Origin of the sequence: Kushneria konosiri, from assembly GCF_002155145.1 — a bacterium.
GTDB lineage: Bacteria > Pseudomonadota > Gammaproteobacteria > Pseudomonadales > Halomonadaceae > Kushneria > Kushneria konosiri.
In genome coordinates, this window is sequence record NZ_CP021323.1 from 1,481,539 (window position 1) to 1,507,304 (window position 25,766).

A 25,766-nucleotide genomic window follows, 5' to 3' on the forward strand; every position below is an offset into this window, starting at 1 on the left:
ACCTCTCCAGATAAGCATGCGTCTTCACTGCGCGCATGATGCCACGTTCAGGTACCGGTGTGCGCGTGTCGGCTCAGGTGTCGTTCGTGCCGAGCAGTCGCGCATAAAGCGCGCGATACTGGCTGGCCATGGCCTCGGGGGTAAAGGCTTCCAGACGCTGACAGGCGCCGCGGGTCAGGCGCGCACCGCGGGCGGGATCGTCCTTCATCGCCAGCACCGCATCATGCAGCGCACTGGCATCGTTGGGTGGAATCAATACGCCGCTTTCATTGTCGATGACGATATCGGGAATGCCATCGACATCGCTTGCGATGATCGGCACCTCGGCGTCCATGACGTCCAGAAGCGTCGAGCCCAGCCCTTCATTGCGCGACGGAAAGACAAACAGATCCATCGCGGCCAGATAATCGCCCACATTGGACTGAAAGCCTTCCCAGATGACGTTGTCGAGGCCTTCGCTTTCGCGTTTGAAGCGCTCTTCGTCCTCCCCGCTGCCCAGCAGCAGAAACACAATGTCGGGATGCGTGTCGGCCAGTCGACGAGCGGTCTCGATGATCAGGCTCTGTCCCTTGTGACGATCCACCAGCGCGCCCGCATGGCCGACGACATAACGGCCTTCAAAGCGGTTTTTCAGCGTCTCGACCACGGTCGCGTTGCGGGTGAAATGCGACAGGGCACTGGGAATACGCGTGACCGGGCACCAGCGTCGCGCCTCGAGATGGGCCTCGATCGGTGAGGAGATGGCGACGGCTGTCGCCGCGCCTTTATAGGTCCGGCGGTTGAACCACTTGTCCTTGATGGGCTGCGGAACGCGCCGGGTCAGCACATAGGGCGTGCGGCGCAGCTTCGAATGCCACCATGCCCAGTGCACCGCGCGGGCTTCATGGGCATGGACCAGATCCCCGTCGGGCACGTGCTTGTGGCCGACCCACATCTGATCGGCGGCCACCATGCCCAGACCCTTGACGCCGGACAGCGCCTGACGCAGCGGTGAATCCTGACGGCACACCAGCGTCTGGGAAATGTCATGGGCGGCCAGCTGCTCGATCAGAAGCTGGGTCTGGCGTTCGCCGCCGCGAAAATTGCGCGCCAGATTGACGTGACAGATATGCAAGGAATCACTCACCTTTAAAGGAATCGATGCGCCAAGCGTGGCGCATGAAGGGGCAGCAGGGCCAGTGATGATGCAAAAGAGAAGCTCGGGGCCGTCATGGCGGCTGCCGCCAAAGGCCTTACCAGACCCGGTTGAAGTCCTCTCGCTCGCGTACCTGGGGGTCGCGCTGAAACTCCAGGAGCTTGGCGTATTTCAGGTAGGCGTTGACACCGGCCGACAGCGAAACCGACAGGCCGTCAAGCCCCGCCAGGCAGCCACGCTGAAACAGATATTTGCGCACGAAAGCGTTGGCACCGTGGATAAACGGTGAGCAAGCGTTCACTTTCTTGCCCTTGAGATACATGATCTTGGCCGCGCGGGTGGAGAAGCGACCGCCGGCCTTGGTGAAGAGCTCGGCAAGGTTGGTAAAGGAGTAGTGCTCGAGATCGGCGTCCAGCTCACATGGGGAGGTGGCCTGCACGCTTGCGTGCTGGCGTGAGTCGGAAAAGGCCGTGCGATCGCGGTCGAACAGCCTCAAACAGTAATCGGGATACCAGCCACAGCGCTTTACCCAGCGTGAGCCGATGAAGTTACGCCGACGCAGGGCGAAGGCGTCATGCGTCGTGGTGGCAAGCTGAAGCGCCTGCAGGGCGGTCACGGCCTGATCGGTCAGACGCTCATCGGCGTCCAGCGACAGCACCCAGCGATGGGTCGCAGCCTTTGGCCCCACGTTCTTCTGCGGACCATCTCCCAGGTAGGGTTGCTCGATCACCCGGGCGCCCGTGGCCCGGGCAAGCGCGCAGGTCTCATCCACCGAACCCGAATCCACCACGATCAGCTCATCGCATACGCGCGCGAGCGAGGCGAGGCACGCCTCGATGTTCGCCGCTTCGTTGAGCGTGATCACAACGCCGGTGATCGGCGTACGTGTGGTGGAGGTGTTCATTGAGTTTCCTCGACATCATCGGGGATGGCCGTGGTATCGCGCTCGGTCGGGTCAGCACTGTCATCGATGGCCGGCCCACTGTTCTGATCACGCTGTGTCGCGGCTTCGCGCGCCTCGGGGACCGGCGTGGCCGGTTCGCCCATCAGTGCCTGGCGGTCGCTGTCCTGAGCGTGGAGTGCGGCCGTCTGATCGGTGTCCGAGGCAATATCGATGCCCACACTTGCCATCAAAAGCACCGGCATCAACAGCACCAGACTCCAGACCGGGAACGTAATGCGCCGGGCACGGGCCATGATGCGCCAGGAGAGCCACAGTTCGACCAGCGCGATCAACACCATGACGCCGCCAGTGATGGCCCACTGCAGCGTGGAAAGCTCTGGTTTTTGCTCACCCGACAGGTCTATCAGATGGCTACCGGCCGCCGTGAACAGCTGCGTATCGACCCACAGCGCGCCCAGCCCCAGAGTGCCCAGTACGGCGCATGGCCAGATCAGCATGCGCCGTTTCAAGAACAGCGACAGCAGTGCCGGCAGCAGCCACAGCGCAATGGCCAGCGTGCCAAAGCCGCCCAGCCAGGCGCAGACCAGCCACACGATCCCCAGACCTTCCTGGGGCATCTGGACCATCGGCAGATAGCGCAGCGACAGCAGCCAGGCAAATATCAGGTTGAACAGGGCAAAAAAGGCCGTGGCGCGGAGTCGAAACCGCAGGGAATCTTCACTTGAACGAGGCATGGTCTAACTCGATTGGTATCCGTGGTTGATGGGGGCCATGAGTGCTTTGGCCTGTCCGGGAGCAAACTTTTCCAGAGAACGCTCAAGACGTGCAAGATTGCCGGCCTGCCAGCGACCGGGGTCGCGCAGCCGACAGCGATCCAGATCGATCAGCCAGGGCATATCCCGGTCATCGATGAGAATATTGCGGGCGTTGAGATCGACATGGTCAAGCCCTTCGTTGTGAAAACGACGGATCATGCGTCCACATTCGGTCAAAAGCGCTTTCTGTTGGGTGGCGGCGTCCGGTGCTTGTATCAGCGAGGCCAGCGGCCGCGCGCCATCGATACACCGGGTGATGAGCGCGGCCTGATAGACCAGACCGACGCGCCAGGCGCAGGCGCCAATCGGCCGGGGCACCGGCAGTCCGCGCTCAAAAAGGGTGGCCAGCAGACGGCATTCCTGAAAGGCGCGGTTGCGCTCAGGGCCTGTCCAGACATAATGCTCGGCGCTGATACGTGCCACCAGACCGCCGCGGCGGTAGTGACGCAGCACCCATGCCTGATCACCGGCACGCACGAACAGGCTTTCTCCGCGTCCGGGGGCCTGACCGGTGACGGCCCCGCGCGAACGCCACCAGCTACCGGTGAAGTGTTCGGGCGCCAGCGCCGACTGGCCGGTTTGTGGGGCCGTTTGGGCATCATATAGAATGTGCGCATTCGCTTTTCGGGAAGTCATCATCCGCATGAAGCATCCTTTGCCCGCGCAACCCGCGCATATCTGTGTATTGCGGTTATCCGCACTTGGCGATGTCTGCAATCTTGTACCGACCGTTCGGGCGTTGCAGCGCCAGTGGCCCACTGCCCGAATCACCTGGATCATCGGTCGGGCGGAGCACAGTTTACTGGCCGGCCTCCCCGGGGTCGAGTTCGTGGTGTATGACAAGTCCACCGGGCTTGCCGGCATGCGCAGAATCTGGCGCGAGCTGCGTGATACGCCCTTTGATGTGCTGCTGCACATGCAGCAGTCCATACGCGCCAGCGTTCTTTCGCTGGGGCTCAAGGCGCGTGTGCGTCTGGGCTATGACCGCGCCCGTGCCAAGGACTGGCAGACCTGGTTTACCAACCGCCAGCTCACGCCTCATTCGAAGGCGCACGTGCTTGAATCGTTCATGGACTTCGCCCGCGAAATGGGTGTTGAGGATGACCGGCTCGAGTGGAGTATCCCGCTGCCGGACGCCGCTCGAGAGGAGGCCCGACAGATTCTGGCAGGGCGACCGGCACTGGTGATCAGCCCGTGTGCCAGCCCTCGGCTTCGCAACTTTCGCAACTGGTCGGCGGAAGGTTATGCCGCCGTGATCGAACACGCCTGGCACCGGCACGGCCTGACCACCTTTCTGACCGGTGGCACCAGCACCCAGGAGCTCGAAATGTGCGAGCGCATTGCCGCCGGCGTCAGCGAGGCCTCTCCGGTCAATCTGCTTGGGCGAACCTCGCTCAAGGGGCTTCTGGCGCTGATCGATGAGGCACGCATGGTGATTGCGCCCGACTCCGGGCCGGTGCACATGGCCAATGCCATGAACACCCCGGTGCTGGGGCTTTTTGCCACCACCAATCCCGAGCGCGCCGCCCCCTGGTGCTGGCGCGAACACGTCGTCAACCGCTATCCCGATGCCGTGGCCACCCATCTGCACAAGTCGCCGGACGAGATCGTCTGGGGCACCCGCGTACGCCATGAGGATGCGATGTCACTGATTACCTTTGAGGATGTCATCAACCGGCTCGACGAGCTGCTGGCATTGACCGCTGATCACGACAAGGCCTTCGGGAGCGTGCGCCATGATGTTTGATCCCGCAAGGCTCGCCGATGCCCGCGTCACCGTGGTGGGTGATGTCATGCTCGACCGCTACTGGCACGGCCCCACTTCACGCATCTCGCCCGAGGCGCCGGTACCGGTAGTACGCGTCGATGACAGCGAGGACCGCCCGGGCGGGGCGGCCAACGTGGCCCTCAACATCGCCGCGCTGAACGCGCAGGTGACACTTTCCGGACTGATCGGGCGTGACGACAACGCCGCCATTCTGGATGACCTGCTGGCCCGGGCCGGGATCGACACCCGATTTCAGCGCAGCGCCGAGATCCCCACCATCACCAAGCTGCGCGTCATGAGTCGCAACCAGCAGCTGATCCGGCTGGATTTCGAGTCCTCGCTGGAGGCCGTCGATACCGATGCCATGATGGATCAGGTCAGCGAGGCGCTGGCAGAGACCGACCTGATGATTTTGTCCGATTACGGCAAGGGGACGCTGGCGCAGGTTCAGAGGCTGATCGAGGCCGGCAGACAGGCCGGCAAACGGGTGTTGATCGACCCCAAGGGCAGCGATTTTCATCGCTATCGCGGGGCGAGCATCATTACCCCCAACCTGAGCGAGTTTGAAACCGTGGTCGGGCGCTGCCACAGCGAGGAGGAGTTGACCTCGCGCGGGGAAGCGCTGCGTGCCGAGCTTGAGCTTGAAGCCCTTCTGATTACCCGCAGTGAGCGCGGCATGACGCTGATTCGCGAGGGCCATCCGCCACTGCATCTGCCAACCCGGGCCCGCGAAGTCTTTGATGTGACCGGTGCCGGTGACACGGTGATCGGCGCGCTGGGCCTGGCGCTGGCGGCCGGACAGAGTCTGCCGGATGCCATGGCACTGGCCAATCTGGCCGCCGGGCTGGTGGTCGCCAAGCCCGGGACGGCGACGGTGTCAGTCGATGAAATCGAAGCGGCCCTGAGTGCCGATCACGGCGTGGCCGCGGGCCACGGGGTGATCGATGGCGAGACACTGGCCACCGCCGTACGCGCCGCCCAGGCCAGCGGTGAACGTATCGTCATGACCAACGGCTGCTTTGATCTGCTGCACGCCGGTCACGTCAGCTATCTCGAGCAGGCACGCGCCCAGGGCGACCGGCTGATCGTGGCGGTCAATGATGATGCCTCGGTCACGCGCCTCAAGGGCGAGGGTCGTCCGATTACGCCGCTTGCGCATCGCATGGCGGTGCTGGCCGGTCTGCGGGCGGTGGACTGGGTGGTGGCCTTTGGCGAGGACACGCCGGCCGAGCTGATCGGCAGCGTGCTGCCGGACGTGCTGGTCAAGGGGGGCGATTACCGGATCGAGGAAATTGCCGGCGGAGAGGCCGTGATGGCCAACGGTGGTGAGGTGCGGGTGCTGGGCTTTGAGGAAGGACTGTCCACCACCGGCACCATCAGCGCGATCGTTTCGCGCAGCGCACGCCGCGGTGAACAGGAGTAGATCCCTCGTGGGAAGACGTCTCTATTCGGCCCTGTTGTATGCGCTGTCACCGCTGATCTGGCGCCGTCTGCGCCGTGAGTATCTGGAGGATCATCCGCGCGGGGAGCGGCTGGGGCGTATTCCGTCCTATCAGGAAGAACGCGTGTTGTGGGTGCACGCCGCCTCCGTGGGCGAGGTGATCACCGCCCGGCCGCTGATTCGCTCCCTGATCGATGACTACCCCGAGCATCGGGTGGTCGTGACCACCATGACGGCCACCGGCGCCCGTCAGGTGCAGACACTGTTTGGCGATCTGGTGACGCATCATTTCGTGGCGCTGGATTTCCCCGGTGCCACCCGGCGCTTCATACAGCGACTGGCCCCTGAAATCGCCATCATCGTTGAAACCGAGATCTGGCCCAATCTGATCTACGCCTGCGCGATGGCCGGAGTGCCGGTCACCATCGTCAACGCCCGCATTACCGAGCGCGGCTTTGCCCGCTATCAGCGCTTCTCGAAACTGATGGGCGAGGCGATTCGCCGGCTGGCCTGGGTGGGCGCCAAGTCTGCCGAGGACGCCAAGCGCTTTCGTGCCCTCGGGGTCTCGGCCCGCCGGCTCAATGTAACCGGCGCGCTCAAGTATGATCTGCACGTCGATGAGCAGGTGTTCGACCACGCCGATGCGCTGCGCGGCCGGATCGGTGAACGCCCGGTCTGGGTGGCGGGATCGACCCATGAGGGCGAAGAAGAGCAGATTCTGGCCGCGCACGAGCGTCTTCTGGCCCGCTTTCCCGAGGCACTCTTGATTCTGGTGCCGCGCCATCCGCAGCGCTTTGACGAGGTGGCCGAGCTGTGCCTCGATCGCGGCCTGTCGGTGGCCCGTCGCAGTAACGAGGAAGATATCGAGCGTGACACCCAGGTCTATCTGGGCGACACCATGGGCGAGCTGATGACGTTTTATGCAACCGGCGATATCGCCTTTGTCGGGGGGTCCCTGGTGGATATCGGTGGGCATAATCTGCTGGAGCCAGCCGCACTGGGATTGCCGATCGTCAGCGGGCCATCACTGTCGAGTCTGGGGGAGGTGGCCGACACGCTGGAGGAGGCGCATGCCCGGATAGAAGTCGAAAGTGCCGGCATGCTGGGTGAGATGCTGGTGTCACTGATGCTCGATGAGGTGCGTCGAGATACGCTGGGCCGCAACGCGCTGGCGGTGGTGGAGGCCAACCGCGGCGCACTGGGACACACTCGGGACTATCTGGGACGTCTGATTCGCGCTCGCGAGCTGCACGAGCCCTGGCCGCTGGCAGATGATCGGCCGCCGGAAGGCGGGCGCTAGTGGCGTGAGGCCTGGCGCCAGCCATGCTGCCAGGCATGGTGATTGAGATATTCGGCCAGCCGCGCGCGGGTGTCGCTCATTGGGCGGCCCGGGGCAATAATGGTGGTGGTGGTTCGACACATCAGCGTGTATTGGTGACGTTCAACGTTGAACCAGACACTCAGCAGGGGTCTGACGATCTCGCATCTGGCAAGCTCAAAATGCAGGGAATGATCGGCCCCTCGGACCTGCACACCTTCAATACCCAGCGCATCACGAGATTCCAGCAGTGCCCTGCGCAGTTGATGCAGGGAGGACGGCGCGCACGAGCGGGCGGAAAGGTCACTGCTCTGTCGCATGCGAAACCCTCTTTCTTGTCATTGAATGTTCGAGATTTAATGTCCGGTGGCCCCGGAAGATCGTTGTGTCGTGACATGTTTCTGTCGTGACCGACCAACGTAGCGGCCCACCAAACCCCTGATGGATGCAGCGTAGCTGTGACGCACAGATAATAGTGATAAACGCAGGTAATATTCTGCAGCTAAAGTGTGATTGAATGTTTCAGTAAGGCAGTTCGCCGTGAGTATTTGGTAACTCACGGCGGGGGAGGGAGCAAACAGGGATCTAGCGCCCGGGACTCATGCGTTGAACGCCCTCGGCGGTGCCCAGCAGCAGCAGATCGGCGCCACGATGGGCAAACAATCCATTGGTCACGACGCCGGCGATCTGATTGATGCGCGTTTCCAGATCCCGGGCGTTATCGATGAGCTGATCATAAAGATCGATGATCTGATTTCCATTATCGGTGACCACGCCCTGTCGGTAAACGGGGCTGAATCCGAGTTTGACCATCTCGCGCGCCACATACGAGCGCGCCATGGGGATGACCTCGATGGGCAGCGGAAATCCACCCAGTTGATGCACCAGCTTGGAGCCGTCGGCAATACAGATGAACTCTTTTGCACAGGCGGCCACGATCTTTTCACGGGTCAGCGCCGCGCCCCCGCCCTTGATCATGGCAAAATCATGATCGATTTCGTCGGCACCATCGACATAGACGCTCAGCGTGCCGGCCTGGTTGAGATCGAATACTTCGATGCCGGCAGCCCTGAGCCGGCGCTCGGTCTCGGTGGAGCTTGCCACGGCACCGGCAAAGTCGTCGCGTAGCGGTGCCAGTGCCTCGATGAAAAGGTTGACGGTCGAGCCCGAGCCAACCCCCAGCACGGTATCACGACGCAGTTTCGAACGGATTTCCTGCACTGCTGCCTGCGCCACCGCCCGCTTGAGCTCTGACTGGTCCTGGGATGTCATGGTGTCTCCGAATCTGATGATGTTCTACAGCGGCCCATCAGGCGTATCATGGCGATTACCGTGGACACTGTCGATGGTTGCATGTGCTGTACCCGCCTCGGGCCTTTTGTTTCACGTGAAACATCACACGCGCGTGTCATGTCATCCGGTGCCCCGCAGCGCCGCCCTCAAGTCATTGCCCAGGATATGAGAATGCTGGAAGCCTACGCCAAGAGAATCCTTCAGGCCCGCGTCTACGAAGCAGCGGTTGAAACGCCCCTTTCCGACATGCCGCAGATGTCCAGACGCCTTGATAACCATGTGCTTCTCAAGCGCGAGGATCTGCAGCCGGTTTACTCCTTCAAGATTCGCGGCGCCTACAACTGCATGGCGCAGCTCAACGAAGAGCAGCGCGCGAAGGGTGTAATTACTGCCTCGGCAGGCAACCACGCTCAGGGCGTGTCGATGGCGGCCAAACGCATGGGCATTCATGCCACGATCGTGATGCCGCGCATTACCCCCGAAATCAAGGTCTCGGCCGCGCGGGCACGGGGCGCGAAAGTCGTGCTCAAGGGAGACTCCTTCAATGATGCCCTGACGCATGCCCAGATGCTGATGAACGAGCATGGCTACACCTGGATTCCGCCCTTTGATCATCCGGACGTGATCGCCGGTCAGGGGACAGTGGCGATGGAAATTCTGCGCCAGCATCAGGGTCCGATTGATGCGGTGTTTGCCCCGGTGGGCGGCGGTGGTCTGCTGGCGGGTATGGCCGCCTATATCAAGTATCTGCGTCCGGACATTCGGGTCATCGGCGTCGAGCCCGAGGATGCCGCCTGTCTCAAGGCCGCGCTGGAAGCCGGAGAGCGCGTCACGCTGGATCAGGTCGGCCTTTTTGCCGAAGGCGTGGCCGTGTCCCAGATCGGCGAGGCGCCGTTTGAAATCCTGCGTCATCACGTTGATGAGGTGATCACCGTCAACACCGATGAGATGTGTGCCGCGGTCAAGGATATCTTCGAGGACACCCGCGCCGTCTCTGAAACCTCAGGGGCCCTGTCGCTGGCCGGTCTCAAGAAATATGCCCAGCGCGAAGGCGTTCGGGACAAGACGCTGATCGCCATCAATTCAGGCGCCAATCTCAACTTTGACCGGCTGCAGCACATTGCCGAGCGCACCGAGCTTGGCGAGCAGCGCGAAGCGATCCTGGCCGTCACCATTCCCGAGCGTCCCGGCAGCTTCAAGGCATTTTGCAAGGCGCTGGGCCGTCGTATGGTCACCGAATTCAACTATCGCTACGCCGATGCCCGTCAGGCGCATATCTTTGTCGGCGTGCAGGTACAGCCCGGCGGAAAGGATCGGCTTGACGTGGTCAGCAAGCTCGAGGCGGCGGGCTATAGCGTTGAGGATCTTACCGATAACGAGCTGGCCAAGCTGCACATTCGCCATCTTGGCGGAGGACGTCCGCAGGAGCCGTTCAGCGAGCGTCTGTACCGTTTCGAGTTTCCGGAGCGTCCCGGCGCGCTGATGAACTTCCTGAATCATCTGCCCGGTGGCTGGAACATCTCACTGTTTCATTATCGCAACCACGGCGCCGCCTACGGTCGGGTCCTGATCGGCATGCAGGTGCCTGAAGCCGACTGTGCCACGCTCGAGCAGCGTCTTGATGAGATCGGCTATCGCTACTGGCATGAAACCGATAATCCGGCCTATCGACTCTTTGTCTCCTGAAGCGCGAGGCGGATCCCTGGCACTGCGGCAATGCAACGATATGTAATGTTGGCATCTGCGATATTGTGCTGATTCGGCGGTGCCACTATGATGGCGCCGCTGCGGCCCGCCCGGGCCGTTCCCTATTGCGTTCTTCTGTTGTGACGGAGCAGTAATGAGACGTAAACCCGATCTGGTCTTTACCCTGGTACTCATTCTTGGTCTGGGCGTTGTCGCCACGGGCTATGCCCAGACTGTCATGGGGTATTAGACGTGTCTTGATGGAACAGGGGATCGTTTCGAGGCGGGAAGGTTCAAGCAGGGCTGCTCGGCAACAGAACAGTTAAAAACGCATCCCTATGGATGCGTTTTTTTATGTCGCGACAAAAGCGTCCTTGCGCGACATCAGGATGTAGCAGGGTGCGGCCTGAGTACCTGTCGGTCGCTGACGATCATGTCAAGATTCACATCCCAGGGCTGGTGTGGCAGCTGCTCAACCTGCTGGCAGTTGTGCGCCACGCCGATCAGGGTCGGCCGCGGGCCGCAGGTTTTTGATGCAAAGGCGAGAGTGCGGTCGTAAAAGCCACCGCCCATGCCAAGACGATGCCCCTGTGCATCGAAGCCCACCAGTGGCATCAGCACCACATCCATGGCCCAGGGCGGAAGACGGCGAATGCGATGGCCACTCTGGCGCAGGTCGGGCTCGGTGATCCTGAAGCGATTGAGCACCATGCGGGTATCCGGACGCCAGTGCACGAACCACAGGCGATTTTCCACCAGCGGACGCAATACCGGTAGGTAGACCCGGGTGCCGCGCTGATGCAGCCAGTCTATCAGCGGGGTCGGATCGATCTCGCCCCTTTCAGGAAGATACAGCGCCACATGGCGTGCATATCGCAACGACGATAGCTGCATCAATTGATGGACCAGTGCCATTGACGCCAGACGCTGGGCTCGAGCATCGAGCGTGCGTCGACGACGGCGCAGTTCGCGGCGCAGTGCCGGTCGATCATCGGAAGCCGTCAGGGGCGCCATGTCGGTATCTACATGACGGGATAACAAGGGGGAGAAAAAACGTCGCCGAGGGCGAGGTGTACGCAGTGACAAGGCGCGAGGTCTGCGAGCGCGCGGTTGATCCGCGGGAAGTGCGCAGCGCACTGACATGAGAGTTCTCCAGAATGCCGCTGTTGTTCTGGCCCTGAACCTACTGGTTCAAGGTGGGTGACCGCAAGTGGGCCATCAGGCTTTCCGTCGCGCGGACATGCACACAGGCTCACTTATAGTGGCCCCCTGGGTACTGCGCATAGGCTCGAGGGACTATAACAACTGGCAAACATCCCAGAGAACGAGGTCAATTCTAACAGATATTCCCGGGGGCTGCGCTACCCTGTTGCCCGGCTGATATCAGGAGGTGCGGTTGCGCTCCAGTGCCTTTTGCAAACGCTCATCAAGCCCGGCAAGTCTATCCTCGAGCTCCTGACGACGTCGGGTTTCAGCACGCAGCTCATGGGTAATGTTCAGCCCCGCCATCATGGCGACCTTGTCGATGCTGATGGTGCGACCGCGGGTCTGAATGCCGGCCATGGCCTGGTCGAAATAGCGCGCTGCATCATGCAGCGCCTGCTCTTCACCGGGGGCACAGCTGACAACAAAATTCTGACCCATCAGGGTGATTTCGGCGGTCTGACGAGGACCTTGCGGCATGACATCACTTCCGATATGGGCCAAGCTCTGGCCGTTACGCTAAGATGGTGGGCAGCCACTGATGGCCTGCAGATGAGGGTTCAACTCAGCTCCATGCCATGTTGCTGCGCTTGCAGCACCACTATAGAGAGACGACCGGGGGCGGTCAACGCGCGGCCCCCGGGCGATAGTTCATGATTCCCGCTACGGGAACGACCAGTAAAGGGATGCAGTATGCCGTCCGGTGATAACGCCCTCGACTTCGCCACCATCAGCGATATTTTTCTAGCCCATGGCAGCCTGCAGTCGCCGGCCTTTTTTGATGGCTATCTGTGCGCGCGTCTGGCGCTTGAAGACATCAGCGCCGAGGACTGGCTGAACCTGATCTGCGCGGCACTGGGTGTGGAAGAGCCCGCCACCCGTGAAGACGGTGAAAAACTGCTGGCCTGGCGAGCGATTGCCAAAGAGCGTCTGGATGCCGAAGAAATGAGCTTCGAGCCGCTGCTGCCTGATGAGCTGTTCTCACTGTCCGAGCGCGCGCAGTCACTCGCCCTTTGGTGTCAGGGTTTTCACGAGGTGGCCGGTGAAGCCGATGCCGAGCAGCGCAAGACATGGTCAACGCCGCTTCAGGAAGGCGTGGCCGATATCGAGCAACTCTCTCGTATCGATGATGACATCGAGGACAACAGTGAAAACGAAAACGACCTGTTTGCGCTGACCGAGCACGCCCGCATGACGGCGCTGATGCTCTATGTCGAGCAGCACCCGGGCAAGCCTGACGTCGAAAAGCCGGCGCAGTCGTTTGAAGAGGGCTTGAAGGAAGAAGGTCTGAGTGGTGACGGCGAAACGCGTCACTGAGCAATGAGGCGGGTCTGACCACAGAGCGTCAGCGACAGACAGGCGCCGGATGAAGACGCCGTGAGAACACCGGTCACGGGAGAGAGCATCAAGTGACACAGGCAGAGCAGGGCACACCAGCCCCCATCACGACCGAGACGTATCGACAGCGCCGCGAGCGGCTGATATCGGAAGTGGCATCAGACAGTGCCATTCTCGTTCCGGCGGCCAGGCTTTCGGTGCGCAATCAGGACAGCGAGTATCCGTTTCGACAGGACAGCGACTTTCACTATCTCTGTGGCTTTCCCGAGCCGGAGGCGTGGCTGATCCTGCTGCCCGGTCGGGATGCAGGAGAGAGTGTCCTGTTCTGTCTGCCACGTGACCCGGCCGCCGAGGCCTGGACGGGCAAACGGGTCGGGCCACGCCGGGCCGTCACTCGCTACGGTGTGGATGAGGCCTGGCCGCTGGAAGCGCTCGATGAACAGCTGATGGATCTTCTGGAAGGCCGGCGTACCCTGTATCTGTCGCTTGATAATGATCGGGCGCTGGCGCTGGCCGGACAGATGCGTGACGGTCTCAAGGCCCGCGAACGGCGCGGCCCGCCGGCGCCCTCGGGCTATGCCGATATCGACGTGATTCTCCATGAGCAGCGTCTGATCAAATCCGACGAGGAACTGGCGTTGATGCGTCAGGCCGGTGAGATTACCGCCCGGGCACACGTCAAGGCCATGCAGGCCGTCAGGCCCGGCATGTTTGAATATCAGCTCCAGGCCACACTGGAATACGCCTTCGTCATGGCCGGCGCCCGCGCGCCGGCGTATGCCACCATCGTGGGCAGCGGTGCCAATGGCTGTATTCTGCACTACACCGAAAACGATGCCGCGATGGCCTCGGGTGATCTGGTACTGGTGGATGCCGGCGCCGAGTACGCGCTCTATGCCGGTGACATCACTCGTACCTTCCCGGTCAGTGGCCGCTTTAGCGAGCCGCAGCGCCAGCTCTACGAGATCGTGCTCGGCGCCCAGCAGCGTGCCCTTCGTGCCGTGCGCCCCGGTGCCACGATCAAGGGCATTCATGAGGGCGTCGTGCGCGATCTGAGCGCCGGTCTGGTGGCGCTGGGGCTGGTAGAAGGCCCGGTCGAGACCGTGGTCGAGCAGGGCCACTACAAGCGCTTTTATCTGCACGGCACCTCGCACTGGCTGGGCCTGGATGTGCATGACGTCGGCGCCTATCAGGTCTCGGGCGAGTCACGCGTGCTCTCGCCCGGCATGGTACTGACCGTCGAGCCCGGGCTCTATATTCCCGATGATCTGGATATTGCCGAACAGTGGCGTGGCATCGGCATTCGTATTGAAGACAATGTGGCGGTCACGGCGCAGGGCTGCGAGGTGCTGACCGAGGGTGTGCCCAAACGGGTTCGGGACATCGAGGCGTTGATGGCACAAGGACAGACATGAGCGAAACTCCGGTAGACATTGCCATTATCGGCGGCGGGCTGGTGGGTGCCAGCCTGGCCGTGGCGCTGGCGCCCCTGATCGAGCGTGACGGTCTTCGCGTGGCCGTGATCGAGGCCAGCGAGCTGAGTGCCAATGGTGCCCAGCCCAGCTTTGATGAACGCTCCAGCGCCATTGCCTACGGCTCCAGAGCCCACTTCGAGACCATGGGGATCTGGTCCCGACTGGCCACCCGTGCCGCGCCCATTCATGACATCGAAGTCAGCCAGCGCGGTGCGATGGGGCGCACCCATCTGTCGTGTCGGGAGGTGGGAACGCCGTCGCTGGGCTATGTGCTGCCCAATGCCTTTCTGGGGCAGGTCCTTCACGAGCGCCTGTCCCACATGTCGATCGACTGGCACTGCCCGGCCCGGGTAGAGGCCATTGCCCCGGCGGTGGACGGTCATCGTTTGATCCTGAACAACGGTCGTGTCCTGCACGCCGGGCTGACCGTGCTGGCCGATGGTGGGCGCTCCGGGCTCAAGGCATCGCTGGGGATCGGTACCGATCGACACGACTATGAGCAGCACGCCCTGATCGCCAATATCGAAACCGCCAGGGAGCACCACGGCTGGGCCCTTGAGCGCTTTACCGAGGAAGGGGCCATGGCACTGCTGCCGCTCAGGGAGCGTCGCATGGCCCTGATCTGGACCCGGCCACCGGACATCATCGAGACCACGCTGGCCATGAGCGATCACGATTTTCTCGAGGCGCTTCAGTCGCGTCTGGGAACGCGTCTGGGTCGTTTTCAGCGTGTGGGCACCCGCCATGTTTATCCCCTGTCGATGTCGCGCGCTCGCGAGCAGAGTCGCCCGCATCTGGCCGTGCTGGGCAACGCGGCGCATGCCATTCATCCGGTGGCCGGTCAGGGGTTCAATCTGGCGCTTCGTGGCGTCATGGATCTGAGTGCGGCCATCGAGGCGGCGCTTGAAGCCGGGCGAACACCGGGTGAGGCGATGACCATGGCGGACTTCGAGCAGCGTCGTCAGAGCGACCGGGATCTGATCATGCAGGCCAGCGACACGCTGGTGCGCCTCTTCGAGCTGGAACTGCCGGGGATCAGCAGGGCGCGCGGCGCGGCGCTGGGACTTTTCAATCTTGCCACGCCACTCAAGCGTGCCTTGATCCGCCGTGCCATGGGTATGGCACGACATTAGAACGGGCCTGCAGCCTCAATGCCTGCCCAAGGGAGAACTTCATGACGCTCGACACCGCACCGTTTGACATGGCCATCGTCGGCGCCGGGCTGGTGGGGGCCACGCTGGCGCTGGCGCTGGGACAAAAGGGCCATCGGGTCGCGCTGCTGGACGGTGGCGATCTTCAGACCACATGGCAGGCCGATACCATTGATGCTCGCGTCAGCGCCATTACACCCGCCTCGCAGCAGTTACTGACCACTCTGGGGGTCTGGCCGGGTATCGCCCAAAGACGCCTTTCGCCCTATGACCGGATGGCCGTCTGGGACGGGGAAGGCACCGGTCATATCGACTTTAGTGCCCTGGAGGTCGGCCGTGAGGTGCTTGGCCATATCATCGAAAATGGTGTGGTCCGCGATGCCCTGATGGACGCGCTTGTCGAGTGTGACAGGGTCACCCTCATACCGCGGGCTCGGGTCACCTGCCTTTCCGAGGCCAGACATGGCACGCGCCATCTCACGCTGGAGGATGGCCGTACCGTTGAGACCTCTCTGGTGGTCGGCGCGGATGGGGCCGGCTCTCAAATTCGGGCGCTGTCAGGGCTCGGTCACCGCGAATATGCCACCGGTCAGCGGGCCGTGGTCGCAACGGTATGGCACGAGCATGATCACGATGCCACGGCGCGACAGCGGTTCATGAGTACCGGACCGCTGGCCTTTTTGCCCCTGAGCATCGATGGCCATCAGAAGGCGTCGTCGATTGTCTGGTCGGCAGATGCCGAATTTGCCGATGAGCTGATGGCCATGACGGATGAGGCCTTCATGCGCGCGCTTGAGCTTGATTTTGAACACCGTCTGGGCCGTGTCGAGCGGGTTAGCCGGCGCCACGACTTCCCGCTGATTCAGCGCCACGCCAGACGCTATGTCGATGACAGCGTGGCGCTGGTGGGCGATGCCGCCCACAATATTCATCCGCTGGCCGGTCAGGGGGTCAACCTGGGGCTGATGGATGTGGCAGTGCTGGCCGAGGAGCTTGATCGTGCCAGACATCGCGGTGCGCCGGTGGGTGACCAGCGTATCCTGTCGCGCTATGCACGTCGTCGTCGTGGTGACAATACGGTCATGCTGATGGCCATGGATGCCTTTCGAATCGGCTTTGGCGTCGGCTGGCCGCTGGTGCGTGTGCTGCGCAATCAGGGGCTGACCGCCACCGGGCGATGGCCCTGGGCACGCCGGCTTCTGATCGTGCAGGCGATGGGCCAGCGCAGCGACCTGCCACGGAGCATGCAATCACCGACATTCTGACGCCAGCCTCAGGGTGTTTCACGTGAAACAGGGTTTCAGGATATAAAAAAGGCCCGCCGTTCAGGCAGGCCTTTTGTTGATCCTGCAGCGATTGCTTACATGCCGGACATGGTGTTGTCGGGATTATCATTGTTGCTGCTTGAGATACCGCCGCCGGGAGAGTCTACCGTCGAGCCGGCATTGCCGGTACCCGTCGGTGTTTCGGCGGCGCCTGGCAGGGCACCGGACTGTTGTGAGCCGGACTGTGACATGCCCTGCTGCTGGTTTTCCGGAGCGCCGCCGGAGGAAGAACAACCCGCTGCCAGCAGAACGGCCGCGGCCAGTGCGCCCATCGTCAATCCTTTCTTCATGTAATGTCTCTCCTTATCAAGGCGGATGGCGTTATCCATTTGCCCTATCAGCGTAGACGCTTTTTACGGGGTCGTGGTCTCCGGGGCGTCATCGGATGGCGTAGTGTCGTTTTTCGAGGCATCGTTGCTGTGGTCAGCGGGGGTATCGCTCACGGTTTGATCATCGGGCGAGGCCGAGTCATTGTGGCGGCGCATGCCGGGCTGCTGAAACACATTGATGCCGCGCAGCAGGTTGAGTGCCTCACCCAACTGATAGTCATCGGCGGCGACCGGAGAGTCGGGCAGGGCCGTCTTGTCTTCCTCGCGCTCGCCGCGGGCATTTTGCAGATGGCCGCGCAGGTTGGCCTCGCGAATTTCAAACCCGCTCTTTTCAAGCTCCAGCCGGCCGCGCTGTACCGTCACATCCGGCTCGATGCCCTCGGCCTGAATCGATCGCCCGCCCGGGGTGTAGTAAAGCGCCGTGGTCAGCTTGATGCCGGTATTGTCATCCAGCGGCATGACCGACTGTACCGAGCCCTTGCCGAAGCTTTCGGTACCCAGTACCACGGCGCGGTGATGATCCTGCAGCGCACCGGCAACGATCTCGGCGGCCGAGGCACTGCCGCCGTTGATCAACACGACCATGGGCGTGTCGGGCAGGGCGGTTTCGGCATTGGCCTTGAACTGCATGTCGGAATCCTCGAGACGCCCCTTGGTGTAGACCACCAGGCCGTTGTCGAGGAACAGGTCGGCCACATCGACCGCGCCGTCCAGCAGCCCACCGGGGTTGTTGCGCAGATCCAGCACCACACCGGAAAGCCCCTTGTCGCCCGCCTGCTTTTTCAGCGAGGCGATCGCGTCACTGGCCTCCCGGGCCGTGTTTTCCTGAAACTGGCTGATGCGCAGATAGCCGTAGCCGGGGGAAAGCATGCGCGAACTGACGCTGGCAGACTGGATGTTGGCGCGCTCCAGACTGACCTCGATTGGGGCATCGGCGCCTTCACGCAGCAGCGTCAGGTCGATCCTGCTGCCGGGGTCGCCACGCATCAGGTCAACGGCTTCTTCCAGCGACATGCCATCCGTGCTCTTGCCGTCGATTTCGATGATCAGATCGCGCGGCTGGAGACCGGCCTTCGATGCCGGCGTATTGTCGATCGGCGAGATCACCATCAGCTGATTGTCTTCCTGACCCACCTCGATGCCGATACCGCCAAACTCGCCCTCGGTCATTTCGTGCAGTGTGCGAAAGGCGTCCTCATCGAGATAGTTCGAGTGTGGATCGAGGCCTTCCAGCATGCCGCGCATGGCGTTGCGCAGCAGCGTTTTGTCATCGACATCGTCCACATAGGCCTGCTTGATGCGCTCGAACACCTGTGCCAGCGCCTGAATATCTTCCAGTGGCAGACTGCTCTGGTCGCGCTCGCCGTCATTGGCGGAGTCAAGATGAGGATCAAGGCGGTTATCGGTGCTGGCGGGCACGAGAGGCGCATTGTCCGGCGTGCTGTCTGCCGGGGCGGTGTCGGTGGCCGGTTCGGCAGCGGTGGCCGGCAGCGTCAGCAAAAGGCTTGAGGACAGGACAAGCGATAAGGCGACATGGCGCATCAACATGCAGACTCCTTTAGCGGGTGGGCCGGACGCCTGCGCGCCCGATACCTTCAACGGGTGATGCGTTCGCCGTGCTAGCGCGAGGCCAGCCAGCTTTGCGGATTGATGGTCTTGCCACCACGACGTACCTCGAAATAAAGCGCCGGACGCGACAGACCGCCGGTATTGCCGACATAGCCAAGCGTGGCACCGCGTTCGACCCGATCACCAGCGGACACGGCAAGGCGCTGCTGATGAGCATACAACGACAGTATGCCACCATGATCGATGATCACCAGATAGCCAAAGCCTCTCATCCAGTCGGCAAAGACGATCTGTCCTTTTGCGGCGGCATAAATCGGGGTGCCGGCGGGTGCGCTGATCAATACGCCATTCTTGTTCAGGCCGTCGCCACTGCCATAGCTTGAGATCACCGAGCCATTGACCGGCCACCTGGAACTGCGCGCGCCCCGGTCGGCCTGATGGGTGACGCCTGCGGGTGGTTCGGCGCGTCGCTCGGCCGCCGGATCCACGCTTCGTGTGGGGACACTGCGGGCATTTTTCGAGCTGGCATTCATCTCGTCACTGCTCAGGCCGTCATCGTCTGACGAGGATGCCCGTGATGGTGATTGAGACTGTGCCTGCTGTCTGGCCTCACGAGCCCTGCGTTCGCGCTCGGCCCGCTCGCGTGCCTCGCGCTGTTCTCGAGCGCGAGCCAGCTGTTGTTCGATCCGGCTGACCATTCTTTCGGCCTCGGCGCGGTCCGACTCAAGCCCCTGAAGGCTGCTCTGTCCGCTCTTGTAGCGGGCGTCCAGCCCTGCCAGCGCCTTTTCACGCTCCTTGCGCTGCTCATCAAGGGTCTGCTGGCGGCTTTTGAGCTCATCCTGCAGCTGATCCAGCGTCTGCTGCTGCTCAAGGGTCTGAGCGCGGTTGTCCTGAAGCTCCTGATTGAGCGAGGCCAGCCGCGAAAGTCGTTCGGCGCGGGCTTCATTGAGCCGGTTGAGATAGTGCTGAAAGCGATCGATTTCACCGGGGTCCTGATTGTCGAGCAGCAGTTTCAGGCGCGGCTGATCGCCCAGCCTGTACAGGGCCCTGACCTGCTCGGCCAGCGCCTTTTGTTGGGCATCACGCTGCTCGGTCAGACTTTTCTGGCGCTGATCGAGCGTGGCCAGCGCCTCGGTGGTCTGGCTTCGAGCCTTTTGAAGGGTTTCCAGCCGGCGATGGGTTTCTGCCAGCGCCTTTTCGGCCTGTTCGAGCTCCTTTTGCGCGTCACCGCGCTGGGCATCGGTCTTTTCCAGCTGACGCTGGGTCTGTTCGATGTTCTGGCGAATGCTGTCAAGCTCGGCCTTTGAGGCATCCAGGCTGGCGGCGCCGGCCGGCGCCGCCAGGCCCAGGGTCAGGGCCAGCAGCCAAAACCGGCCCGCAGGCCGGTGTAGTGTGAAAGACACCAAAGGACTCCGATCAGCTGTTTTCGATCAGCACGCGACCGGTCATCTCTTCCGGCTGAGTCTGGCCCATCATGGCCAGAAGCGTCGGCGCGATGTCACAAAGGCGTCCGCCCTCGGCAAGGGTGGCCTTGCGCTGACTGACATAGACCAGCGGCACCTGGAAGGTGGTATGCGCAGTCTGGGGATTGCCGGTATCGGGGTCGACCATCTGCTCGGCGTTGCCGTGGTCGGCGGTGACCAGACACTCGCCACCGGCGCGCTCGATCGCCTCGATCACGCGACCCAGACATTCGTCCACCGCCTCGATGGCCTTTGTGGCGGCGGCCAGATCACCGCTGTGGCCGACCATGTCGCCGTTGGCATAGTTGCACACCACCAGATCAAAACGGCCGGAATCGATGGCCTCGACCAGTTTGTCGGTCACTTCATGGGCACTCATTTCCGGCTTTTCATCGTAGGTTTTCACATCGCGCGGCGAGTCCACCAGGATGCGCTCTTCACCTTCGTACTCCTCCTCGCGACCGCCGGAGAAGAAAAACGTCACGTGGGCGTATTTCTCGGTTTCGGCGATACGCAGCTGGGTCAGCCCCTTTGAAGAGACGTATTCGCCCAGCGTATTGGGCAGGTCATTGGGCGGAAAGGCCACCGGTACGCCCAGATCATCGGAATACTGGGTCATGGCGACGAAATGCATTTTGGGCGTGCGATCGCGCTCGAAGCCATCAAAACTCTGGTCGACCAGGGCGTGGGCGATTTCGCGAGCCCGGTCGGCACGGAAGTTGGCAAACAGCACCGCATCGCCATCCTCGATGGTGACCCGATCGTCGTCGCCGTCGCGCAGGCTGGTGGCGGTGACGAATTCGTCGGTTTCATCGCGGTCGTAGGCGGCGTTGAGCGCCTGTTCGATGTCGCTTTCAACGTGCTCGGCTTCACCGTTGACCATCAGCTGCCAGGCGGCCTGAACACGATCCCAGCGGTTGTCACGGTCCATGGCATAGAAGCGGCCAATCATTGAGGCAACGCGGCCAACACCCAGCTTGCGCAGCAGGGCATCGGCGCGCAGCAGGCTGTCCATTGCGCTCTTGGGGGCAGTGTCACGGCCGTCGAGGAAGGCATGGATGTAGACCTTTTTCGCCCCGCGTGCCTGAGCCAGTTCTGCCAGCGCCAGCACATGATCCTCATGGCTGTGGACGCCGCCCGGTGAGAGCAGTCCCAGCACGTGGACGGCGCGGTCATCGTTGACGGCGGCATCAATGGCCTCGGTCAGGGCCTGGTTCTCGCCCAGTTCGTTGTCGCGAATGGCCTTGGAGATGCGGGTCAGGCTCTGATAGACGACGCGCCCGGCGCCCAGGTTCATGTGACCGACCTCGGAGTTGCCCATCTGACCTTCGGGCAGACCAACGTTTTCACCGTCGGTGTTGATCAGGGTATGGGCGTAATCCGACTGCAGCCGATCCATGACGGGGGTGTTGGCTTCGGCCACGGCGTTGTTGGCCGATTCCGGGTTGTGGCCATAGCCATCAAGAATTAACAGGGCGACGGGACGCGGTTGCGATGTAGACATGATTTCGCCTCGAAAACACGGACATGTAAGCCCCGATACCGGGTTGCATTGCCTGCGCATTCACACGCAGCAGGCGCGCTATCAGGGCGTCGAAATGGTAATCATCATACCCCAGCCGAGGCATGCCAGCATTGATCATCGGGGACGGACGACGGCCGGGTGCTTGTGTATACTGGGCGCGCGCCGGATTCCAGCTGCCGGGCGGCTTCCCCGAACTCGCAGGGTAGACCAGGCATGACCGCGCGCCGAGCCATTTTAAACAACCAGGGTCAAGATATTTCCATGATCGATCAGCTGCTGGAGTTTGCCCAGAACCACCCCTTGCTGGTAGGTGCCTTCGTTGTGGTCCTGCTGGCCTGGCTGGCCTTTGAATCCCGACGCAGTGCGACGGGCGGTGTCAGCAGCGGTGAGGCGACCAATCTGATCAACCGCGAAGATGCGATGGTGCTTGATATCCGCGAGATCAAGGAGTTCAAGGCCGGGCACATCGCCGGTGCGATCAATGTGCCCGCCGACAAGCTCGACAACAACATGCAGCGCCTTGAAAAGCACAAGGACAAGCCGATCATCGTGGTGGACAAGATGGGCCAGCACGGCGGCGGTGTGGTCACGAAGCTGCAAAAGGCCGGCTACAGCGGCGCCCGTCGACTCAAGGGCGGCCATTCACAGTGGGTGGCCGACGGCCTGCCTGTTGTGACACGCTGATGTCATCTCTTCAAGCAATAGTCCTTTCTGGCTTCAAGCAATAGTTATTACTTACTCACAGACCGGGAAACAAGCATGTCAGACAACAACGCCACCAGTGAGCAGGCCAATATCCAGTTCGCGCTGCAGCGCATCTACGTCAAGGACATCTCCTTTGAGGCGCCCAACTCGCCGGAGATTTTCCAGCAGCAGTTCAAGCCGCGGGTCAAGCTTGATGTCGATAACGGCCACAAGCAGATCAGTGAAGGGCTCTATGAAGTCAGCGTGCGAGTGACGGCTCACGTCTACAACGGTGACGAAGAGTCCACGGCGTTTCTGGCCGAAGTTCATCAGGCGGGCCTTTTTGCCATCTCCGGACTCAGCGATGCCCAGCTCGATCACACCCTGGGTGCCTTCTGCCCCAACGTGCTGTTTCCCTATGCACGTGAATGCATCGACAACCTGGTCGGCCGCGGTACCTTCCCGGCGCTGATGCTCTCCCCGGTCAACTTCGACGCCATCTATGCCCAGAAACAGCAGGGCACACCGCAGGCCGACGCCTGATGCCTTACGGTCGCGGATAACCCATGCGCATCTACGTTCCCCAGACGCTCAAGCCTGGCGCTACCCTCAGGCTGCCCGATACCGCCGCCCATCACGTGGCGCGCGTCATGCGCCGCCGTGAAGGTGACCCGCTGGCCCTTTTTGACGGCAAGGGCAATGAAGTAAGCGCTCACATTGCTGCCATTTCCAAGCGTGGTGATGTACAGGTCACCGTTGGGGAGCCCCAGCCGGCGCTGGCCGAATCGGGGCTGGCTGTGCATCTGGGGCTTGCCGTCGGCAAGGGTGATCGCATGGATTTCGCCATCCAGAAGGCGGTCGAGCTGGGGGTGGCTGCGGTCACGCCGCTCTATACTCATCATGGCGATGTCCGGCTCAAGAGCGAGCGGGCGCAGAAAAAGCGGGATCACTGGCAGGCCGTGGCGGTCAATGCCTGCGAGCAGTGTCGGCGAGCCACCGTGCCGGTGATCTACCCGCCCGTTGCGCTTGATGAATGGCTGAGCGCGCGTGATGAAACACTGAAGCTGGTGCTGCACCCCTATGATGCCGGGCCACTTTCGCAGACTGATTCGCCGGCCAGCGCCGCACTGCTGGTCGGTCCCGAGGGCGGGCTCAGCGACGATGAAGTCGCTCGGGCCCATGCCCACGGTTTCCACTCCTGGATGCTCGGCCCGCGGATCCTTCGCATGGAGACGGCGCCGATTGTGGCACTGTCGCTTTTGCAGGCGCGCTACGGGGATCTTTGATCCCCGTGGTTGTCCTGATGACGCGCCATCCCCCACGTCTTCTCTGATCGAACTATGCTTGTGGCCTCGACGGTGCCCGCTGTGAGGGTATTAATGCCATGACGGCATTGGACTTTCGTCTTAATTTCGTCTGAACTTCAGGCACCTCATTTCTTGTTGCTGTGCGCCGGTCATGACAAGTGATACGGCGTTCAGTCGTTGCCATCACAGGGAGACGTGATCGTGGCCGACTATAGTGTTGCCGACATGCTGGTAAGGACGCTGGCCCAGGCCGGCGTGGAAAACATCTGGGGGTTGCCGGGCGATTCGCTCAACGGCCTGACCGAGAGTCTGCGAAAGCAGGACGCCATTACCTGGCGCGGTGTGCGCCACGAAGAAGTGGCCGCGCTGGCGGCCAGCGGTGAGGCCGAGGCACGTGACGGTCTGACCGTCTGTGCCGGCTCCTGTGGTCCGGGCAATACCCATCTGATCAATGGACTTTTCGAGGCAAAGCGTGCACACACACCGATGCTTGCCATTGCCGCCCAGATTCCCTCCAGTGAGGTGGGCCTGGGGTATTTCCAGGAAACCCACCCGGAGCAGTTGTTCAAGGAGTGCAGCGACTACTGCGAGCTGATCTCCAACCCGTCCCAGGCACAGCGTGTGATCGAGACCGCCATGCGCACCGCCATTCTCGAAAAGAGCGTGGCGGTGATCGTGATCTCCGGCGATGTGGCGCTCTCACCGGCCGTCGAGCAAAAGATGCAGTGGAGCACGCCAGTGGCGCCCGTCACGGTGCCGCCCGAGCCCGAGCTTGAAGAGCTGGCCGCACTGCTTAACGACAGTCACAAGGTGGCCATGCTGTGCGGAGCGGGCTGTGCCGGTGCCCACGATGAGGTCATGGCGCTGGCCGAGCGCCTCAAGGCGCCCATCGTACATGCGCTGCGCGGCAAGTCATGGCTTGAATATGACAACCCTTATGATGTGGGCATGACGGGTCTGATCGGCTTCAGCTCGGGCTATCACGCGCTCAAGGAGTGCGATTTTCTGATCATGCTGGGCACCAGCTTTCCCTATAGGGACTTCTTCCCCGAGCACGGTCGTATCGTGCAGATTGATGTGCGTCCCGGCCATCTGGGTCGACGCAGTACACTGCTCAAGGGGCTGGTGGGCGATGTGAAGGCCAGTCTCGAGGCACTGTTGCCGCGGCTTGAAGAGAAAACCGATCGCGCCTTTCTGGACAAGGCCCAGAAGCATTATCAAAAGGCCCGCGAGGATCTCGATGAGCTGGCCGGACCGGCCGCCGAAGGCGACCCCCTGCATCCTCAGTATCTGACCGCTCGCGTCAGTGCGCTGGCCGATGACGATGCCTGGTTTACGGCCGATGTGGGCACGCCGACCGTCTGGGCAGCGCGCTATCTGAAAATGAATGGCAGGCGCCGTCTGACCGGCTCGTTCATGCACGGCTCCATGGCTACCGCCATGCCTCAGGCGATGGGCGCGCAGGTCGCCATGCCCGGACGACAGGTCATCTCGCTCTCGGGCGATGGCGGCATCAACATGCTGATGGGCGATCTGATGACGCTGGCCGAGGAGAAGCTGCCGGTCAAGGTGATCGTCTATAACAATACGACGCTCGGATTTGTAGCGATGGAGATGAAGGCGGCAGGTTACGTGGATGAAGTCACCAACCTGCCCGGTACCGACTACGCCCGTCTGGCCGAGGCGCTGGGCATCAAGGGGCTGACGGTATCCAGTTCCGAGCAGCTCGATGGCGTTCTTGAGGAAGCCTTTGCTCATGACGGCCCGGTCATTGTCGATGTGAAGGTGGCCAGGCAGGAGCTGTCCATGCCGCCGACCATCGAGGCCGCCCAGGCCAAGGGCTTTAGCCTCTATATGCTGCGTGCGGTCATGAGCGGGCGCGGGGATGAGGTGATGGACCTGGCCAATACCAACTGGCTCAGCCGGCTTGGCCGCAAGAAGAAGTAGGTATGCATTGAAAGTGAGTGCTTGCTCACCTTTTTATGCGTGACAAAAAAGCCCCGGCATTGCCGGGGCTTTTTGCGTGATCGCCTTCGA

General features: G+C 62.1%; 24 protein-coding genes and 1 other RNA gene. 12 read left to right on the plus strand and 13 right to left on the minus strand.

Annotation, left to right across the window (positions count from 1 at the left end):
• Positions 1-73: 73 nt before the first annotated feature.
• From B9G99_RS06935 to B9G99_RS06950, 4 genes are all read right to left on the minus strand, one after another.
• On the minus strand, positions 74-1,126 hold the full coding sequence (locus B9G99_RS06935; RefSeq protein ID WP_227875971.1) for a glycosyltransferase family 4 protein: 1,053 nt from the start codon (positions 1,124-1,126) through the stop codon (positions 74-76).
• A 106-nt stretch (positions 1,127-1,232) separates the two neighbouring features.
• A complete protein-coding gene (locus B9G99_RS06940) occupies positions 1,233-2,039 on the minus strand; it encodes a glycosyltransferase family 2 protein (RefSeq protein ID WP_086621399.1) in 807 nt (268 codons plus the stop codon).
• On the minus strand, positions 2,036-2,773 hold the full coding sequence (locus B9G99_RS06945; RefSeq protein ID WP_086621400.1) for a DUF3413 domain-containing protein: 738 nt from the start codon (positions 2,771-2,773) through the stop codon (positions 2,036-2,038). Before B9G99_RS06945 ends, B9G99_RS06940 begins: the two co-directional genes overlap by 4 nt.
• 3 nt (positions 2,774-2,776) lie before the next feature.
• Complete coding sequence (locus B9G99_RS06950; RefSeq protein ID WP_335617632.1) at positions 2,777-3,493, minus strand: 3-deoxy-D-manno-octulosonic acid kinase; 717 nt, start codon at positions 3,491-3,493, stop codon at positions 2,777-2,779.
• A 4-nt stretch (positions 3,494-3,497) separates the two neighbouring features.
• On the opposite strand from B9G99_RS06950, the gene B9G99_RS06955 reads away from it, so the two are divergent.
• The 3 genes from B9G99_RS06955 to waaA are packed head-to-tail and all read left to right on the plus strand — an operon-like array spanning position 3,498 to position 7,363.
• Positions 3,498-4,601 carry a glycosyltransferase family 9 protein gene (locus B9G99_RS06955; protein WP_086621402.1) on the plus strand — a complete coding sequence of 368 codons (1,104 nt, stop codon included), beginning with the start codon at positions 3,498-3,500 and terminating at the stop codon, positions 4,599-4,601.
• The gene (hldE, locus tag B9G99_RS06960; RefSeq protein WP_418268959.1) at positions 4,591-6,045 is read left to right on the plus strand and encodes a bifunctional D-glycero-beta-D-manno-heptose-7-phosphate kinase/D-glycero-beta-D-manno-heptose 1-phosphate adenylyltransferase HldE; all 1,455 of its coding nucleotides are present in this window, start codon (positions 4,591-4,593) and stop codon (positions 6,043-6,045) included. The genes B9G99_RS06955 and hldE overlap by 11 nt, the downstream gene beginning before the upstream one ends.
• A gap of 7 nt (positions 6,046-6,052) precedes the next feature.
• Complete coding sequence (gene waaA, locus B9G99_RS06965; protein WP_086621403.1) at positions 6,053-7,363, plus strand: lipid IV(A) 3-deoxy-D-manno-octulosonic acid transferase; 1,311 nt, start codon at positions 6,053-6,055, stop codon at positions 7,361-7,363.
• Here the strand turns inward: waaA and B9G99_RS06970 are convergent.
• Together B9G99_RS06970 and rpiA are read right to left on the minus strand one after the other, a co-directional pair.
• Positions 7,360-7,701 carry a hypothetical protein gene (locus B9G99_RS06970; RefSeq protein WP_086621404.1) on the minus strand — a complete coding sequence of 114 codons (342 nt, stop codon included), beginning with the start codon at positions 7,699-7,701 and terminating at the stop codon, positions 7,360-7,362. The two genes, waaA and B9G99_RS06970, sit on opposite strands and share 4 nt — an antisense overlap.
• 265 nt (positions 7,702-7,966) lie before the next feature.
• On the minus strand, positions 7,967-8,653 hold the full coding sequence (gene rpiA, locus B9G99_RS06975; RefSeq protein ID WP_086621405.1) for a ribose-5-phosphate isomerase RpiA: 687 nt from the start codon (positions 8,651-8,653) through the stop codon (positions 7,967-7,969).
• Positions 8,654-8,791: 138 nt separating this feature from the next.
• On the opposite strand from rpiA, the gene ilvA reads away from it, so the two are divergent.
• Complete coding sequence (gene ilvA / locus B9G99_RS06980) at positions 8,792-10,360, plus strand: threonine ammonia-lyase, biosynthetic (RefSeq protein ID WP_086623346.1); 1,569 nt, start codon at positions 8,792-8,794, stop codon at positions 10,358-10,360.
• A 384-nt stretch (positions 10,361-10,744) separates the two neighbouring features.
• On the opposite strand, the gene B9G99_RS06985 is transcribed toward ilvA, so the two are convergent.
• From B9G99_RS06985 to B9G99_RS06995, 3 genes are all read right to left on the minus strand, one after another.
• Complete coding sequence (locus tag B9G99_RS06985; protein ID WP_086621406.1) at positions 10,745-11,374, minus strand: 5-formyltetrahydrofolate cyclo-ligase; 630 nt, start codon at positions 11,372-11,374, stop codon at positions 10,745-10,747.
• Between the two features lie 131 nt (positions 11,375-11,505).
• Positions 11,506-11,687, minus strand: a non-coding RNA gene (ssrS, locus tag B9G99_RS06990) — 6S RNA.
• Between the two features lie 56 nt (positions 11,688-11,743).
• Positions 11,744-12,043, minus strand: a complete 300-nt coding sequence (locus tag B9G99_RS06995; protein WP_086621407.1) for a cell division protein ZapA — start codon at positions 12,041-12,043, stop codon at positions 11,744-11,746.
• Between the two features lie 213 nt (positions 12,044-12,256).
• Here B9G99_RS06995 and B9G99_RS07000 point away from each other — a divergent pair, with 213 nt between their 5' ends.
• From B9G99_RS07000 to B9G99_RS07015, 4 genes are all read left to right on the plus strand, one after another.
• Positions 12,257-12,880 (plus strand): UPF0149 family protein, encoded by a 624-nt coding sequence (locus B9G99_RS07000; RefSeq protein ID WP_086621408.1) that lies wholly within the window; start codon positions 12,257-12,259, stop codon positions 12,878-12,880.
• A gap of 92 nt (positions 12,881-12,972) precedes the next feature.
• Entirely contained in the window at positions 12,973-14,316 is a 1,344-nt protein-coding gene (gene pepP / locus B9G99_RS07005; protein WP_086621409.1) for a Xaa-Pro aminopeptidase, read from the plus strand.
• A complete protein-coding gene (ubiH, locus tag B9G99_RS07010) occupies positions 14,313-15,509 on the plus strand; it encodes a 2-octaprenyl-6-methoxyphenyl hydroxylase (RefSeq protein WP_086621410.1) in 1,197 nt (398 codons plus the stop codon). The genes pepP and ubiH overlap by 4 nt, the downstream gene beginning before the upstream one ends.
• A gap of 41 nt (positions 15,510-15,550) precedes the next feature.
• Positions 15,551-16,792, plus strand: a complete 1,242-nt coding sequence (locus B9G99_RS07015) for a UbiH/UbiF/VisC/COQ6 family ubiquinone biosynthesis hydroxylase (protein WP_086621411.1) — start codon at positions 15,551-15,553, stop codon at positions 16,790-16,792.
• A 95-nt stretch (positions 16,793-16,887) separates the two neighbouring features.
• On the opposite strand, the gene B9G99_RS07020 is transcribed toward B9G99_RS07015, so the two are convergent.
• The 4 genes from B9G99_RS07020 to gpmI form a co-directional block, all read right to left on the minus strand.
• Positions 16,888-17,142, minus strand: coding sequence for a hypothetical protein (locus B9G99_RS07020; protein ID WP_148663921.1), 255 nt, complete (start codon positions 17,140-17,142; stop codon positions 16,888-16,890).
• Positions 17,143-17,205: 63 nt separating this feature from the next.
• Positions 17,206-18,729, minus strand: a complete 1,524-nt coding sequence (locus B9G99_RS07025; protein ID WP_174678761.1) for a S41 family peptidase — start codon at positions 18,727-18,729, stop codon at positions 17,206-17,208.
• A gap of 71 nt (positions 18,730-18,800) precedes the next feature.
• Complete coding sequence (locus B9G99_RS07030) at positions 18,801-20,153, minus strand: murein hydrolase activator EnvC family protein (protein WP_148663922.1); 1,353 nt, start codon at positions 20,151-20,153, stop codon at positions 18,801-18,803.
• Positions 20,154-20,166: 13 nt separating this feature from the next.
• A complete protein-coding gene (gene gpmI, locus B9G99_RS07035) occupies positions 20,167-21,717 on the minus strand; it encodes a 2,3-bisphosphoglycerate-independent phosphoglycerate mutase (protein WP_086621414.1) in 1,551 nt (516 codons plus the stop codon).
• 282 nt (positions 21,718-21,999) lie between these two features.
• Between gpmI and B9G99_RS07040 the strand changes: the two genes are divergently transcribed.
• From B9G99_RS07040 to poxB, 4 genes are all read left to right on the plus strand, one after another.
• Positions 22,000-22,422 (plus strand): rhodanese-like domain-containing protein, encoded by a 423-nt coding sequence (locus tag B9G99_RS07040; protein ID WP_086623348.1) that lies wholly within the window; start codon positions 22,000-22,002, stop codon positions 22,420-22,422.
• A gap of 75 nt (positions 22,423-22,497) precedes the next feature.
• Entirely contained in the window at positions 22,498-22,965 is a 468-nt protein-coding gene (gene secB / locus B9G99_RS07045) for a protein-export chaperone SecB (protein WP_086621415.1), read from the plus strand.
• Between the two features lie 23 nt (positions 22,966-22,988).
• Positions 22,989-23,708: a 16S rRNA (uracil(1498)-N(3))-methyltransferase gene (locus B9G99_RS07050; RefSeq protein WP_086621416.1), complete on the plus strand. Its 720-nt coding sequence runs from the start codon at positions 22,989-22,991 to the stop codon at positions 23,706-23,708.
• A 222-nt stretch (positions 23,709-23,930) separates the two neighbouring features.
• Positions 23,931-25,676, plus strand: a complete 1,746-nt coding sequence (gene poxB, locus B9G99_RS07055; protein ID WP_086623349.1) for a ubiquinone-dependent pyruvate dehydrogenase — start codon at positions 23,931-23,933, stop codon at positions 25,674-25,676.
• The last annotated feature ends 90 nt before the right edge of the window (positions 25,677-25,766 follow it).

What these genes read in the sequence shown, in the direction of transcription:
- B9G99_RS06940 (WP_086621399.1), bottom strand. Translation starts at nt 2,039, where the DNA reads ATGAACACCTCCACCACACGTACGCCGATCACCGGCGTTGTGATCACG.
- B9G99_RS06945 (WP_086621400.1), bottom strand. Translation starts at nt 2,773, where the DNA reads ATGCCTCGTTCAAGTGAAGATTCCCTGCGGTTTCGACTCCGCGCCACG.
- B9G99_RS06950 (WP_335617632.1), bottom strand. Translation starts at nt 3,493, where the DNA reads ATGATGACTTCCCGAAAAGCGAATGCGCACATTCTATATGATGCCCAA.
- B9G99_RS06955 (WP_086621402.1), top strand. Translation starts at nt 3,498, where the DNA reads ATGAAGCATCCTTTGCCCGCGCAACCCGCGCATATCTGTGTATTGCGG.
- hldE (WP_418268959.1), top strand. Translation starts at nt 4,591, where the DNA reads ATGATGTTTGATCCCGCAAGGCTCGCCGATGCCCGCGTCACCGTGGTG.
- B9G99_RS06970 (WP_086621404.1), bottom strand. Translation starts at nt 7,701, where the DNA reads ATGCGACAGAGCAGTGACCTTTCCGCCCGCTCGTGCGCGCCGTCCTCC.
- rpiA (WP_086621405.1), bottom strand. Translation starts at nt 8,653, where the DNA reads ATGACATCCCAGGACCAGTCAGAGCTCAAGCGGGCGGTGGCGCAGGCA.
- ilvA (WP_086623346.1), top strand. Translation starts at nt 8,792, where the DNA reads ATGTCATCCGGTGCCCCGCAGCGCCGCCCTCAAGTCATTGCCCAGGAT.
- B9G99_RS06985 (WP_086621406.1), bottom strand. Translation starts at nt 11,374, where the DNA reads ATGGCGCCCCTGACGGCTTCCGATGATCGACCGGCACTGCGCCGCGAA.
- B9G99_RS06995 (WP_086621407.1), bottom strand. Translation starts at nt 12,043, where the DNA reads ATGCCGCAAGGTCCTCGTCAGACCGCCGAAATCACCCTGATGGGTCAG.
- B9G99_RS07000 (WP_086621408.1), top strand. Translation starts at nt 12,257, where the DNA reads ATGCCGTCCGGTGATAACGCCCTCGACTTCGCCACCATCAGCGATATT.
- ubiH (WP_086621410.1), top strand. Translation starts at nt 14,313, where the DNA reads ATGAGCGAAACTCCGGTAGACATTGCCATTATCGGCGGCGGGCTGGTG.
- B9G99_RS07015 (WP_086621411.1), top strand. Translation starts at nt 15,551, where the DNA reads ATGACGCTCGACACCGCACCGTTTGACATGGCCATCGTCGGCGCCGGG.
- B9G99_RS07020 (WP_148663921.1), bottom strand. Translation starts at nt 17,142, where the DNA reads ATGAAGAAAGGATTGACGATGGGCGCACTGGCCGCGGCCGTTCTGCTG.
- B9G99_RS07025 (WP_174678761.1), bottom strand. Translation starts at nt 18,729, where the DNA reads ATGTTGATGCGCCATGTCGCCTTATCGCTTGTCCTGTCCTCAAGCCTT.
- gpmI (WP_086621414.1), bottom strand. Translation starts at nt 21,717, where the DNA reads ATGTCTACATCGCAACCGCGTCCCGTCGCCCTGTTAATTCTTGATGGC.
- B9G99_RS07040 (WP_086623348.1), top strand. Translation starts at nt 22,000, where the DNA reads ATGATCGATCAGCTGCTGGAGTTTGCCCAGAACCACCCCTTGCTGGTA.
- secB (WP_086621415.1), top strand. Translation starts at nt 22,498, where the DNA reads ATGTCAGACAACAACGCCACCAGTGAGCAGGCCAATATCCAGTTCGCG.
- B9G99_RS07050 (WP_086621416.1), top strand. Translation starts at nt 22,989, where the DNA reads ATGCGCATCTACGTTCCCCAGACGCTCAAGCCTGGCGCTACCCTCAGG.